The following is a 13,431-nucleotide window of genomic DNA, read 5'->3' as shown; positions in this document are numbered from 1 at the left end:
GCACCGCCGTGCCGATTCGCCGCTGAGGTGCACGTATGAGGATCGAGGAGTACCGATGAAGCTACTTCGCAGGGCTCACCGGCGACCGGAAACCGACCCGGGCGAGGTGGCCCTCAACGCACGTAACGTCCAGTTCGACTGGGCCGACACTCCGCTGCACTGGATGCCGGAGGAGCCGATCGCCTCGCATCTGATCAATTCGCTGAATCTGCTGCTGCCCGAGGGCGAGCGCATGTTCTGCGCCGCGTATGCCGAGGCGCTGCCCTACGTCAAGGACGAGAAGCTTCGCGAGGCCATGCTCGGCTTCATCGGTCAGGAATCGATGCACGCCGAAACCCACGACAAGGTGCTGAACGAGGTGCTCGCGGCCAACGGCATCGACCCGGCGCCGTATGTGCGACAGGCCGAATACCTGTTCCGCAAGACGCTCGGGCCCAAGAACGTCGAGGGCATCGCGCAGCGCCAGATCATGGTCGAGCGGCTGGCGTTCATCGCCTGCCTCGAGCACTTCTTCGCCTTCCTCGGTGACTGGGTGCTCAACGCCGATCTGGAGAAGTTCGGTGCGGACCCGCGGGTGGCCGACCTGTTCCGCTGGCACGGCGCGGAGGAAGTGGAACACCGGCATGTCGCCCACGACGTGGCGGTGTACTTCGGCGCGGGATACATCCGCAGGTCGGCGCTGATGGTGCTGGTCTTCCCGATCTTCATCTCGCTGGTCGTGCGCGGCACCAAATTCATGGTCCAGCAGGATCCCGCGCTGCCCGATCTCGGCTATCCGCGCCTGATCAAGCGGGTTTTCGGCGCCATGTGGCGCGGCTCCCTGCCCGGCGTACCGTCGCTGCTGTGGAGTGCGCTGTCCACGCTCGAGCCCGGCTACAACCCGGAGACGGTCGGCTCCACCGCACAGGCGGTGGCGTACCTGGCCGCCTCGCCCGCGGCGCGCGCGGTCGCCTCGTGAGTCCGCGGGTCGTCCCCGAGCAGTTGCCCGCCGACCTGTTCGGCAAGCGCGATCGGGACCGGGCGGTACGGGTGCTCGATGCCGTAGCCTCGGCCCGGTTGCGCTGGGCCACGCTCGTCAACCGACGGGATCTGCGCCCGAAGGTCGACGACCGGAGATTGTCGCTCGTCGTCACCGAGCGTCGGGTCGAGGCGCACGACCAGGATGTGGTGAGCCTGCGACTCGAGTCGCCGGACGGCCGCGAACTGCCCGCGTGGCGGCCGGGCGCGCACCTGGATCTGGAGCTGCCCTCCGGCAGGTTGCGGCAGTACTCGCTGTGCGGCGACCCGGCCGACACCCGCGCCTACCGTGTCGCGGTGCGCCGCATCCCGGAGGGCGGCGGCGGTTCGGTGGAGGTGCACGACGCGCTGCCGGTCGGCGCGCCGATCGTGGTGCGCGGGCCGCGCAACGCCTTTCCGTTCGCGGTGCCCGGCTACGGCTCACCCGCGGTGCACCTGCACTTCGTCGCGGGCGGCATCGGAATCACCCCGATCCTGCCGATGGCGCGGCTGGCGATGCGGCTCGGCCTCGACTGGTCCATGGTCTACGTCGGCCGCAGCCGCGAGACCATCCCGTTCCTGGACGAGATCGAGACGTTCGGCGACCGGGTCACCGTGCGCACCGACGACGAACACGGTCTGCCGGACGCGCCCGCACTGCTGCCCGGCGTGACCACCGGCACCGCGGTGTACTGCTGCGGTCCGGTGCCGATGACGACCACCGTCGCCGAAGCGGTGCGTCGAATGCGCGGCGTGGAACTGCATTCCGAGCGGTTCTCGCCGCCGCCGATCGTGAACGGGCGGCCGTTCGAGATCCAGCTCGCCTCCACCGGTGAAGTGCTCCAAGTGCCCGCCGACGAGTCCGCGCTGACCACCCTCTTGAAATCCCGCCCTGATCAACCGTATTCGTGTCGGCAGGGCTTCTGCCGAACCTGCAAGGTGCGCGTGCTGGCCGGCGAGCCGGACCATCGCGACACGGTGCTCACCGAGGACGAACGCGCCGATGGCGACATGCTGGCCTGCGTATCGCGCTGCGACGGTGGCCGTCTCGTGCTCGACCTGTAGTGGAGACCCCCTCCGACCCGGAGAACAAGGAGACGTCCATGACGACGGATATCGACTCGGTGGCGACCGAGCGGATCGTGCGCAGCGGTGAATTCGACCTCGCTGTCTACGAATACGGTGATCCCGCCGATCCGACCGTGGTGCTCGTGCACGGCTGGCCGGACACCCACCACCTCTGGGACGCCGTGGTGCCGCTGCTGACGCCGCGGTTCCACGTCGTCACCTACGACACGCGCGGGCACGGCCGGTCGACCCGGACCCAGCACACCGCGGACTTCCGGCTCGAGGAGCTCGCCGCCGACTTCTACGCCGTCGCCGACGCGGTGAGCCCCGACGCGCCCGTGCACGTCCTCGCCCACGACTGGGGGTCGGTGCAGGTGTGGGAGGCGGTGTGCGAACCGCGGGCCGCCGACCGTATCGCCTCGTTCACCTCCGTGTCCGGCCCGAATCTCGACCACATCGGAAAGTGGGTGCGCGCCAGGCTGTCCCGGCCCACGCCGCGCAACATCTGGCAGCCCTTCACCCAGCTGCTCTCCTCGGCCTACACCGCCTTCTTCATGACGCCGGTACTGCCGCGAGCCGCTTTCACCGCGCTCGGCACCGAAGAGCGTTGGCAGCGCGTCGTTTCCCTCATGAACGACACACCGACGTCGAACGTCACCCTGGCGCCGACCTTCCGGCGCGACATCGTCGACGGCCTGCGCATCTACCGCGCGAACATCGTGCCCCGGCTGCTCGGCCCGCGGGAGCGGCACACCGAGGTGCCGGTTCAGCTGATCGTGGCGGGTCGCGACGTCGCGGTGCGGCCCGCGGGCTACGACGACGAGCGCAAGTGGGTCTCGCGGCTGTGGCGTCGCGACGTGCCCGCCGGGCACTGGATGCCGTTCTCGCACCCCGAACTGCTGGCCACCGCCACCACCGAGCTGATCGACACCCTCGCCGGTGGCGCGGTGCCGCGCGGCCTGCGTCGTGCCGAAACCGACCGGAACCGAAAGGAATTCGACGACCAGCTGGTGGTGATCACCGGCGGCGGCAGCGGCATCGGCCGGGAGACCGCGCTGGCGTTCGCCCGCCTCGGCGCCGAAATCGTGCTCTCCGACATCAATCTGGACGCCGCCAAGCAGACCGCGGAGCTGATCGCCGCGGAAGGCGGTGTGGCGCACGCCTATCGCCTCGACGTCTCGGACGAGGCCGAGGTCACCGCGCACGCGGCCGAGGTGTTCGCCGCGCACGGCGTGCCGGACATCCTGATCAACAACGCGGGCATCGGCCAGGCGGGCGGGTTCTTCGACACGCCGTCGGCGGAGTTCGATCGGGTGCTGCGGATCAACCTCGGCGGCGTCGTCAACGGCTGCCGCGCCTTCGGCGCCGCCATGGGCGAGCGTGGTTTGGGTGGACACATCGTCAACCTGTCCAGCATGGCGGCCTACAGCCCGCAGCAGGGGCTCAGCGCGTACTCCACCAGCAAGTCGGCGGTGTTCATGTTCTCCGACTGCCTGCGCGCCGAGTTGGCTGGCCGCGGCATCTCGGTGCACACCGTCTGCCCCGGCATCGTGCACACCAATATCGTTGCCACCACCTCCTTCTCGGGCGTCAGCGCCGAGGAGGAGAAGCGCAAGCAGGCCAAGTACGACGACCTGTACCGGAGGCGTCACTACACGCCCGACAAGGTCGCCGATCAGATCGTGCGGGCCGTCCGGCGCAACCGCAGCATCGTGCCGGTCACCCCGGAGGCGCGCTTGCAGTACCAGTTCAACCGCTTCGCGCCCGCGGTGGTGCGGTTCTTCGCGGCGCGGGTGAAGCTCACTTAGCGGGGTTCGTCGCCGCCCGGTGCAGTTCGGCCTCGATCGCCGCGACGCGCCGGGCGTCGATGCCCCACGGTTCGGCGACCCCGACCTTGCTGTCGAGATCCCACAGCACGCAGGTCTCACCGGGCCGCGCGACCATCGACCACGCCACCACCGTGCGGCCGAGCTGTTCGGTCATCGAACCGTGCGCGGTGGGCTCGGCGGGGCCGTCCCCGTCCGGGTAGTGGTGCAGGAACCGGCCGTAGGCCGCCGTGCAAAACGCGGCGTAGCGCTGCGTGCACAGGATCAGGCCGTGCCACGCCTCGTCCACCGCGTGCGAGGGCATGCCGATGACCTGGCCGTCGCGCATCGCCGCGCCGCAGCAGCGCAGCCACTGGCGCAGGCCGGTCTCCACCAGCTCGCGCGGCTGCCAAGGGCACGTCTTGAAGACGGCCTCGGTGAGTTCCAGCGCGGCCACCGCCTCCTCGACGTCGCGTAGGTCGACCTGGCGGCGGAGGCGCTGTCGGGAACGGAAAAACTGCACGATTCACTGTACGGCGGCGCGCCGCTACCATTCCGGCATGAGGGCTGTTCTCCTGGGTCTGTTTCTGATCGCTGTGGTCGTGATATTCGTGGTCGCCGTCGTCGCGTTCGTGGTGCTTCTGGTCAAGGCCGTGAACAGGCCGTCGCGGCAGCCAGGGTGGGGACCGAACCACAATCCGGGACCGTGGTTCGCGGGCGGCGCCGGGACGGGGCACCGCCACCACGGCAGCGGCTGCGGCGGGGGAGACTCCGTGAGCGGCTGTTCGGGCGGCAGCGGCGGAGACAGCGGGTCCGGCGGGGGCGGCGGCAGTAGCTGTGGCGGCGGGAGCAGCAGTAGTTGCGGCGGCGGTGGTGGCAGCAGTTGCGGTGGCGGGGGCTCCTGAACGCGATGTCCCGCCTCGCTCGCGAGTGATACCGCTCCCAGCGCTTGACCTCTACTGAACTTCAGGTTTCATGCTGGGCACTGATCAACGAGATGTGGAGGTCAGTGATGCGGGTTGTGCAGGCAACGGAATTCGGTGGACCAGAGGTGCTCGCGGTGCGCGAGATCCCGGATCCGACACCGGGTCCCGGTCAGGTGGTCGTTCAGGTCGCGGCGGCCGACGTGATGTTCCTCGACACCCGGCTGCGCGGCGGGTGGGGGAGTGAATACTTCCAGATCGAAACCCCTTACGTGCCGGGCGGAGCAGTGGCGGGCGTGGTCGTCGAGGTGGGCGCGGAGGTCGATCCCTCGTGGATCGGCAAGCGCGTCGCCACCAGCACCGCCGCGAGCGGCATCGGCGGCGGTCAGCCCATCGGCGGCTACGCCGAAAAGGCGCTGGCCAAGGTCGAGACGCTCAACGAAGTGCCGGAAGGGCTTTCGCTCGAGCAGGCCGTGGCGTTGGTCCACGACGGCAGGACCGCGCTCGCCGTCTTCGAGCGGGCCGCGATCCAGGCGGGGGAGTGGGTTCTCGTCACCGCGGCAGGCGGCGGGCTCGGCACGCTGCTCATCCAATTGGCGCGCTCCGCAGGGGCACACGTGGTCGCGGCGGCTCGCGGCCGCGACAAGCTCGAACTCGCCGAACGGCTCGGCGCGCACGCCGTCATCGACTACTCCGAGCCGGACTGGTCGGCCAAGGTACGCGCCGCGACCGGCGGGGCCGGGGTGAACGTCGTGCTCGACGGAGCGGGTGGCGACCTCGGCGCGGCGGCCACCGAAGCCATCGCCGACCACGGCCGATTCCTCGGATACGGCGCCGCGGCGGGCGATTTCGCGGAGCTGGACCGCGACGGGCTGGCCGCGCGCGATATCGCGGTGCTCGGCCTGTTCGACATCACTGGCGCCGACACCGATTGGAACGCCCTCGCGCGGGGTATCCAAGACGCCGTGGTCGCCGGTGACATCGAGGTCGTGATCGGTCAGACGTTCCCCCTCGAACACGCCGACCGAGCCCATGCCGCAATCGAATTGAGGAAATCTCTCGGTCGAACGCTGCTTACTTTGTGACTTGTCCGCGCGTGGGTGCGATCGGTCTCAGACAGCGCTAGGGTGCCCCCGTGCAAACTCTGATAGTCGTCGGTGTCGTTGCCGTCGTCCTCTTCCTCGTTTTCGCCGTCGTCCAATTCGCAAGTCGCCCACCGAGAATGGAGAGTCGGTGGGACGACAGCGTGCCGGTGGACAAGGGGCGATGGGGAGACGGCGACGACTGACCGCGTCACCTCGCCTGCGTCAACACCACCACCGCGATGGGCCGCTTGGTCATTTTCTGATAGGCGCTGTAGCGGCCCTGGTTCACCTCGTCGACTATCGCCCAACGTCGTGCGTAGTCCGGGTCGTCCGGATACGTCGCTCGCGCAACCACTCTCATCCTGCGTCGCCCCACCTGGATCTCGCACTCGGGCGCCGCCTTCACATTCGCCAGCCACCCCGGCGGACGCGGCGAGCCGCCGTTCGACGCGGTCACCAGGTATGCCTCGCCATCGCGTCCGTAGGTCAGCGCCGAGGTCCGCTCCTGACCCGTCTTCCGTCCTATCGTTCGCAACAGCAGGGTCGGATTCCCGAACAGCAGCTTGTGGCCCACCAGCCCGCCGCTCTTCTCGTATACCCACTGATGAACCCGCAGCACATTCGCGAACACACTGGCCATATCTGACCCTCCAGTAAGTTTCCGGTGTCGGCCCCACCCTAATCGACCTCGCCCGGCCGAGTCGGCCGACAGACCGCGCTTCGTCGGAGTAGCGTCGAGGGGCCGGGGAGTCAACTGGTGCCCGGCCCGCCGCGCCCGGTAGCATCCTTGACAGTCGCGGTTCCACCGCGCATGCGGGGCGGTAGCTCAGTCGGTTAGAGCCGTGGACTCATAATCCATTGGTCGCGGGTTCGAGCCCCGCCCGCCCCACAAACCCGCTCTTACCAGCGGAAACGCTGAGTTCAACAGCCGAGTTGGTCCAGAACAGCGCTCCGACAGCAATGTATTTCAGCGGTAGAATCAGCTGGTATGGGGCTGGATCTGGACGACATCCGGGAGCTGGCGGAGGACTTCGCCACCGAGCTGCGCCGCAAGAACCGCAGCAAGCAGACGATCGACGGATACCTGACGCGCATTCGATACTTTGCCGACTACCTCGAGCGCAACGAGCTCTCGACCTCGGCGCCCGACATCACACGAGAACATCTCGGGGGATACATCGAGGATCTGCTCACTCGGCCGAACCTCCGTACCGGAGAGCCGCTCTCGCCCGAGTACGCCCGCGGGCAGTATCGGTCATTGCAACAGTTCTTCAAGTATCTCGCCGCCGAGGACATCATCGAGACGAACCCGTTCGACAAGATGAGCCCACCGGCCGTGCCCGAGCAGGAAGTGCCAGTCCCGACCATCGACGCCGTCCGCGCCTTGCTTTCGGAGTGCGGCGGCACGGACTTCAACGACCGCCGCGACACGGCGATCATCCGACTGTTCGCCGACACTGGAATCCGTTGCGGCGAAATGGCACCGCTCGAGGTCGACTCGCTGGACTTCAACGAGAACACCGTGCTCGTGATCGGCAAAGGCCGACGGCCGCGCACCGTGCCATTCGGCGACAAGACCCGCACGGCACTTCGCCGCTACCTGCGCGTGCGCGCACGCCACCCCGCCGCGAAGAACGAGAATGCGGCGTTGTGGCTCGGCTACAAGGGTGCGATGACCGACTCCGGCATCCGGCAGATGCTCGAACGCCGATGCGACGCCGCGGGGATCGAACGTCTGCACCCGCACCAACTGCGCCACTTCTTCGCCCACACCTGGCTCGACAGTGGTGGCCAAGAGGAGGACTTGATGATGCTCGCAGGCTGGCGATCGCGTCAGATGCTCGGGCGGTATGGGGCGGCGGTCGCGGACTCGCGGGCGAAGTCGGCCCACCGTCGAGCTCGATTGGGTGACAAGCTCTGACAGGACCTCGAACGGCCCGGATCTTATTTGTCGATCAGTCCCGGGCGTGTGGGCCGCCCACCGGCTCCCCATGCTCCAGGTACAGCGGGATGCCATCGCCCGCCAGCGCTTCTACGGTGGCGGTGAGTCGCTTGGCCAGCCTCGGAATTGACAACAGGAGGGCGTGCACCACGCATGGGTGGCGATGATGTGATCGGCTGCGGCGCGGGTCGCCGGTTCGGTGTCGACATCCCACTTCTGGCGATCGAGCACCTCGATCTACCGGGGCCGATGCATCGGCGTTCCTCCTGATCGCTGAATCACTCCGCTCGCGAACGGCCACCCAAGATGGCCCTTGGCTCGACCGAGCCCGCAGTTACACAAGGTAATCCGCGAGATCGGTCACCCCGCCTGGTCCGGTTGCAGCTTCTTCATGAGCAGCGACCGAGCAATTGTCGGGTATTTACCCATTGGACGGTCGGTGCCAGCTAGGTCGAGGAAGGTTTGCGGGCGGACCGGCATCTGTTTGGTGCATAGGATGCGCCACTGTGCGAGCATCTCGACAAATGCCTTCGGGGCGCGGTGTTCGCAAACTCCCTCGAACACCTGCAATTCATGGTGGGTCAGCACACCCGGCGGTGTCACGAACTTGCCGAGCTTCCCGAGAACCTCGTGTGATCGGAGTTTGAAGTCGACATCGGAGAGCACATTGGGCGGGATACCGGCGTTCGGTACGATCACCATCGGAACATATATCATCTGGTCATCGAATGCGCGTCCCTCCCAGCCTTTTTCGGCGAGAAGCTCGATCGTCGACTTCAGCTGAAGGAACTTCTTGTTGACAAAGATATCCTCGACGTCTGCTTGGTAGTCCTCCGCATCAGCGGAGCCCTGCGCTGCCTTTTCGTCGAGCCAGTGATTAGTCGCGTCCACCAGAAGGCAGTACCTACCAGCCACAAGTACCCAGTCGCACACCGACGGGAAGTTGCCCCCACGTTTCCACGCCTGCTGCATTTGTTTCTCGGTGATCAGCGTGATGGCCGCGCTGGCACGACGGGTCACTCGTCGGAATAGGTAACCGACGGTACGTTCGAATACATAGTTCATCGCATGGCTGAACTGCTCGCCGCGTGGATCCTTCTCGGTTCCGAAGTCGAAGAATGTCTGCCAGTACAGCTGGGAACCACAAAAGCGGTCCAGCGCCCAGGCCGGTCGTAGCACCAAGTATTCGTCGTCAGCGAAGCGCAACAGCGGCCGCTCAGTGAAGGTATAACGGCGGTGCGCAAGAAGTCCCTTCTTGCGTTCCCGATCCAGCCGCTTGCGGTATTCCTTGACGGTGAGCGAGGCCGCGGACTTCATCAGACGTATGGCTAGGGGATCGGCAGAACCCTCCATCGACGATGCGCTGACGGTCACGTTACCGGTCTTGGTTAGCTCCCAGAGCGCGAGTCCCAATGTGACGAACTCGTGCAGCGGCACATCTGTCGCTGCGTAGAACGCGTCAATGGGCGTATCGCCAATCAGATCGTGCGGAGCTACCGTCGGCCAACCTTTGAACCAGGTGTCGTACGTGTCGCCAAGCAGCTCGTCTGGAACCGTGGTGGCGTTGGCCTGCATCCGGGCGAGATCAGACAGCATGTGCCGCTGAAGCTCACTCCGCACCAGGTCATCATCGATCGACATCGCTGCGTTGTACTTCTCGAGTTCTTCGGCGGTCGGGGGCCAGGACTGGAAGAAGTCCGGGATGTCTTGACGTTCTTGGTCACCGTTGATCGAAATTAACAGGTGGACGAAGTCGTTGCGATCCAACGGCAGACGGGCGTCTGCGTCACCCGAGTCACTTGCCACCGCGTCGGGACACCATTCGATGACCTCGCGAATCAATTGCGTCACCGCAGCAGGCGGCATCAAGATATTCCCGTTCTTGACGGACTCGCAGACCTTGACTCCGAGATCGCCCGCAAGTCCACGTACAAACTGCTTCTCGAAGGTGTTGATACGAGAATGCAGTGCCGCATCGTCGAACTGGGCGAAGGTCTTGCATACGAATTCGAGGGTGAGCTTCAACGCGCGGTCGGCGAGCAACTCCTGGCGGCGCTGCTCATCGAGGTGCTCAATACCGATGCTGATTGCGGTAATGCACTGCGGCCCAAGGTCGCGCCGCGTCGTATTCAGAAACGCTTCATACTGTTCATCCGAACTGAACCACGCCGGTCGTTGCCTCGGCACACCACCACTGCGCGTTCCGCCCGCGCCGTCGCGGGCAAGCATTCGAAGTCGCGGTCGTTCGACCACTGGTACCCCAATCTGCGGCACAGGCCGCGTACGGCCGCAGCCCCGCGTAGAGGTGACGCACAGCACGATCGTGCTGTACACGGTCACCGCACTCAGCATGACCATCTAGGATCAGGGAATCCTACGAAGACTTCCTAGGCCGTTGCTGGAGTTCGCCGCAGCCGGGGCCTCGGCATTTTCGCGTACGCCAACGACGTTCGCGCTACCACTTTACCTCCGCGGTACGACACATCAGTCGAGAGTTGCAAGCAGGTTGCTGCGAGTCGCTCGCACTCAGTTCGTGAAGCATCAAACAACTCGCGCCCCCAGTCAGATGCAGACGGCGACATCAGTTGCGCCGAGTTGGGCGGCTGCGGCGCCGAAACGTGCAACAAACCCTGGAACTGTTCGAGATCGCGTTGGCGGCGGTAGGCGATCATCAGGGCGACGACACCGCCGACGTCGGCCCTGGACGTATGTCGGGTCAGGTCTCCGGCTTCCAGGGTAAGGGACGTGGACTTTGCCGTTGCAGGGGCGCGGAGGGGTTCTTCGCGCTGCACGCGTCGCCGATGTCCGTAGCGGGGCTTCGGCTGGCGGTGTTGCCTGGTGGCGGTGGGCCATCGGTGGCGCCGATGGGCAATGCCCTGCGTGCTGGGGTGTTTGGGTGTACCCGTTGGGAACGAACGAATCGGGCCCGCTAGAAGCCGGGGCTGACCTTGTGAGACGGTGGGCGCGATACTGGGATTGAACCCATGCCACCTCGGAAGCCAATCACGATCCAACACTTGGTGTTCGACAGCAATGTATTCCGCCTCTTTGCTTGTTCCTGACCCGCGTTTCTCCTAGTCAGGACATCGTTCGGAGTGTTTGATCTCATAATCCATTGGTCGCGGGTTCGAGCCCCGCCCGCCCCACAAATCCCTTCTACCAGCGGAAATGTTCGCGATTTCGCTGTGCGTTCGTCCCGGACGGGGCTCGGCAGCGATAGATTTCGGCGGTCGACTGGGCGTGGGATTCCGCTGGATTTCCTACTCGACGTCCGTGGCGTGCAGCGCCCAGTTGAAGCGCCTCAACCTTCGTCCGCTCCTGTTCTCGGAGACAGGTGCCAAGCCGAGCGGTTGCTCCCCGGTGTCGCCCGCCGTTCGGCATCGCTCGGCTCGGCGCGGTTCACGGTCGGCCGGTCGTTGCAGCGCGTTCGTTGGCCTCACGGCGGCGAAGTGATACGGACGTCCGTCGCCAGCATCGCTGTCGACGTTTCACGCGAATTCACCGGCGGCATTGGATTGGCCGTAGCTTCGGACGTTATCGGCGGCGCCGAGGAGTCGAGGTCCGTGCCCCGAGCTCGCCTGCGCCCATCAAAATTCCTCCCGCGGCGAAGATCGCGAATCCGACGCCGGGAGTGCTCGGTGAATTGTGTTGGCTGATGGCGATCATCATGATCACCCAGCCGAATACGGCAATCGCGCCACCGACCCAGAGGCAAACTTTCGTCCAAGTCGGGGCCCCGGACAGGTCGTCGTTTTGCGGGGCGTAGTAGTCGGAGACGATGTTGTCTCTGCCCGCTGTATGGCCCTGGCCGTAACCGGCGACGGTCTGGCTACCACCGCCGGTCAGGATCACGCTGTTGTATCCCTCGCGCCGACCGAGCTGATTTTGCAGCTCGGCGAGTTCCCGTGCGAACTGCGCGTCGGTGGCAGCCGCACGTTCGATCGAGGCGGCCACGCGACGATGTGCCGCAACGCTGTCCGGGTTCTCGGCGAGGTCGTCGAGAGGCGCGCGGCCGAGCTTGCGCCGCACAGTCTCGGTGAGGGAACTGAGTAGCCCATCGAGTTGGCCATCGACCCACCGGCTGCCTGCGGCTCCGAGCGCCCCCGCGAGATAACCAGCGATCACCATTCCGTCGATCACGGCCCTGCCTCCTCCGTAGCCATCGGGCAACTCGATCATCTCACCCCTCATCGCGTGAATGGACCCTTTTGTTTCCAGATCAGAGATCATGAATTCGTTTGCTAGCAAAGGTAATTCACTGTGGAATTGCGTACGACGGCCTATTCGCCGTAGCCCCCGGACTCAGTCGCCTGATAGACGGTGCGCGATCCACGAATCGATATCCCGCAGCGCGGCGGCGGCCATGCCGGTCGGGCAATGGGTGAAGGCGTGGGTGGACTCGGGGTACACCCGGATGTCCACGTCGTTTCCCGCCGCGGAGAGGCGGGCGGCCATAGCCAGGTTGTCTTCGAGGAGGATATCGAGACCTCCTACCACCAGCAGTGTCGGCGGTAGGTCGGTGAGGTCGCCGTAGAGGGGAGAGATATCGGGGTCGGTTCGGTCGGCGACGTGGCCGACATACGCCTCGATGAAGAACTCGTCGGCGTACAGCCTCCCGCCGGGGGATCGCCCGCTGAGGTCGTAGGCGCCGAACTGTAGGACGGCACCGGCGAACGGATCGGCCAGGCCCTGGTCGCGTAGTCGTAGCAGGGTGGTCATGACCAGCGTGGAGCCCGCCGAGGCTCCGCCGATCACCAGTTTCGTTGTCCTGAACAATGACTCGGCCTGTTCGAGGAGCCACAGCGCCGCGGTTTCGCAGTCGTCGGGAGCCGCGGGCCATGGATGCTCGGGCGCCAATCGATAGTCGACGCTCACCACGGCCACGCCGAGAGCGTCGGCCAGACGAGCATTGCGGGCGTTCTCACTGGCCGCTGATCCGAGGTAGAAGCCGCCAGGGTGGATGTCGAGGTAGGCGCCCCGGATCTCGGTTTCCCGAGGGACGGTGATCCGCACCGGGACTCGACGCTCACCGACTTCGGCGGTGTGCTGGGTAGCCCTGTCACCCGATGACGTGAGAGACCTGGCCTGCCTGGCCCGGGCCTGCCGTAATTCCTCGATACTGGTCGGGCCCGCGCCAGCAGGTGAGGCCGCGTTGAACTGTCGGCTCTCCTCGACGTAAGCGTCGAGTCCCTCGCCGATCAGCCGCTTCAGTCCGATCTCCATGTTCCTCCCGTTCGTAGCCGCGTGTCGTGTGGGGAGCGCCGATGAAAGCCTGCCGCCATGTCCGAACAACCCACATCGACCAGGAGGATGCAACCAGGTGAAGCGACGAGCCTCAACAGCCAATCCGCGTGCTGGCCACAATTATTGGTTGTGCACTGCGCTGACCGATCGCGCGACCGCAGCTCGGCGATACCGCTCTCGGACTCCGCCGGCCGGGGCCGCACAAGGTAATCGGGACTCGCCGAACCAGTCGTGATCCGTGCTGGAGCGGCGAGAGATCAGTCGATGTCTCAGTACAGCGTTGATGAATCTCGCTCGCGTGCAACAGGTTCTGGTAAGACGGGCATGAGCTGCCTGCCTGGCCGCGGGTGCCACTGAGACCGTGTCGC

10 protein-coding genes and 1 tRNA gene are annotated in these 13,431 nt (G+C 65.9%); 6 read left to right on the top strand and 5 right to left on the bottom strand.

Going from position 1 to position 13,431, the window contains the following annotated elements:
* Positions 1-55: 55 nt before the first annotated feature.
* The 3 genes from T333_RS16430 to T333_RS16420 are packed head-to-tail and all read left to right on the top strand — an operon-like array spanning position 56 to position 3,872.
* On the top strand, positions 56-958 hold the full coding sequence (locus T333_RS16430; RefSeq protein WP_355000698.1) for a metal-dependent hydrolase: 903 nt from the start codon (positions 56-58) through the stop codon (positions 956-958).
* Positions 955-2,061, top strand: a complete 1,107-nt coding sequence (locus T333_RS16425) for a PDR/VanB family oxidoreductase (protein WP_496424985.1) — start codon at positions 955-957, stop codon at positions 2,059-2,061. The genes T333_RS16430 and T333_RS16425 overlap by 4 nt, the downstream gene beginning before the upstream one ends.
* Before the next feature lie 38 nt (positions 2,062-2,099).
* Positions 2,100-3,872 (top strand): SDR family oxidoreductase, encoded by a 1,773-nt coding sequence (locus T333_RS16420; RefSeq protein ID WP_496424984.1) that lies wholly within the window; start codon positions 2,100-2,102, stop codon positions 3,870-3,872.
* Here T333_RS16420 and T333_RS16415 read toward each other — a convergent pair.
* Positions 3,865-4,392 carry a UCP032817 domain-containing protein gene (locus T333_RS16415; RefSeq protein ID WP_357252040.1) on the bottom strand — a complete coding sequence of 176 codons (528 nt, stop codon included), beginning with the start codon at positions 4,390-4,392 and terminating at the stop codon, positions 3,865-3,867. The genes T333_RS16420 and T333_RS16415 overlap by 8 nt on opposite strands.
* A gap of 489 nt (positions 4,393-4,881) precedes the next feature.
* Between T333_RS16415 and T333_RS16410 the strand changes: the two genes are divergently transcribed.
* Entirely contained in the window at positions 4,882-5,877 is a 996-nt protein-coding gene (locus T333_RS16410; protein WP_357252043.1) for a zinc-binding dehydrogenase, read from the top strand.
* A gap of 208 nt (positions 5,878-6,085) precedes the next feature.
* Here T333_RS16410 and T333_RS16405 read toward each other — a convergent pair whose 3' ends face one another.
* Complete coding sequence (locus T333_RS16405) at positions 6,086-6,517, bottom strand: nitroreductase family deazaflavin-dependent oxidoreductase (protein WP_357252047.1); 432 nt, start codon at positions 6,515-6,517, stop codon at positions 6,086-6,088.
* Positions 6,518-6,692: 175 nt separating this feature from the next.
* Here T333_RS16405 and T333_RS16400 point away from each other — a divergent pair.
* Both T333_RS16400 and T333_RS16395 read left to right on the top strand, forming a co-directional pair.
* Positions 6,693-6,766, top strand: a tRNA-Ile gene (locus tag T333_RS16400).
* A gap of 99 nt (positions 6,767-6,865) precedes the next feature.
* Entirely contained in the window at positions 6,866-7,798 is a 933-nt protein-coding gene (locus tag T333_RS16395; protein ID WP_496424983.1) for a tyrosine-type recombinase/integrase, read from the top strand.
* Between the two features lie 381 nt (positions 7,799-8,179).
* On the opposite strand, the gene T333_RS16390 is transcribed toward T333_RS16395, so the two are convergent.
* The 3 genes from T333_RS16390 to T333_RS16380 form a co-directional block, all read right to left on the bottom strand.
* Positions 8,180-10,177: a hypothetical protein gene (locus tag T333_RS16390; protein WP_496424982.1), complete on the bottom strand. Its 1,998-nt coding sequence runs from the start codon at positions 10,175-10,177 to the stop codon at positions 8,180-8,182.
* A gap of 1,176 nt (positions 10,178-11,353) precedes the next feature.
* The gene (locus T333_RS16385; protein WP_496424981.1) at positions 11,354-12,049 is read right to left on the bottom strand and encodes a hypothetical protein; all 696 of its coding nucleotides are present in this window, start codon (positions 12,047-12,049) and stop codon (positions 11,354-11,356) included.
* A 72-nt stretch (positions 12,050-12,121) separates the two neighbouring features.
* The gene (locus tag T333_RS16380) at positions 12,122-13,042 is read right to left on the bottom strand and encodes an alpha/beta hydrolase (RefSeq protein ID WP_496424980.1); all 921 of its coding nucleotides are present in this window, start codon (positions 13,040-13,042) and stop codon (positions 12,122-12,124) included.
* Between the last annotated feature and the right edge of the window lie 389 nt (positions 13,043-13,431).

Source organism: Nocardia sp. CNS-044 (assembly GCF_059570515.1).
The sequence above is the reverse complement of the archived record's forward strand: the minus strand, read 5'-3'. Positions and strand labels throughout refer to the sequence as shown.

Excerpts from the sequence above, each read along its gene's own strand:
- T333_RS16390 (WP_496424982.1), bottom strand. The coding sequence starts at position 10,177 with ATGGTCATGCTGAGTGCGGTGACCGTGTACAGCACGATCGTGCTGTGC.
- T333_RS16395 (WP_496424983.1), top strand. The coding sequence starts at position 6,866 with ATGGGGCTGGATCTGGACGACATCCGGGAGCTGGCGGAGGACTTCGCC.
- T333_RS16405 (WP_357252047.1), bottom strand. The coding sequence starts at position 6,517 with ATGGCCAGTGTGTTCGCGAATGTGCTGCGGGTTCATCAGTGGGTATAC.
- T333_RS16410 (WP_357252043.1), top strand. The coding sequence starts at position 4,882 with ATGCGGGTTGTGCAGGCAACGGAATTCGGTGGACCAGAGGTGCTCGCG.
- T333_RS16430 (WP_355000698.1), top strand. The coding sequence starts at position 56 with ATGAAGCTACTTCGCAGGGCTCACCGGCGACCGGAAACCGACCCGGGC.
- T333_RS16380 (WP_496424980.1), bottom strand. The coding sequence starts at position 13,042 with ATGGAGATCGGACTGAAGCGGCTGATCGGCGAGGGACTCGACGCTTAC.
- T333_RS16385 (WP_496424981.1), bottom strand. The coding sequence starts at position 12,049 with ATGATCTCTGATCTGGAAACAAAAGGGTCCATTCACGCGATGAGGGGT.
- T333_RS16420 (WP_496424984.1), top strand. The coding sequence starts at position 2,100 with ATGACGACGGATATCGACTCGGTGGCGACCGAGCGGATCGTGCGCAGC.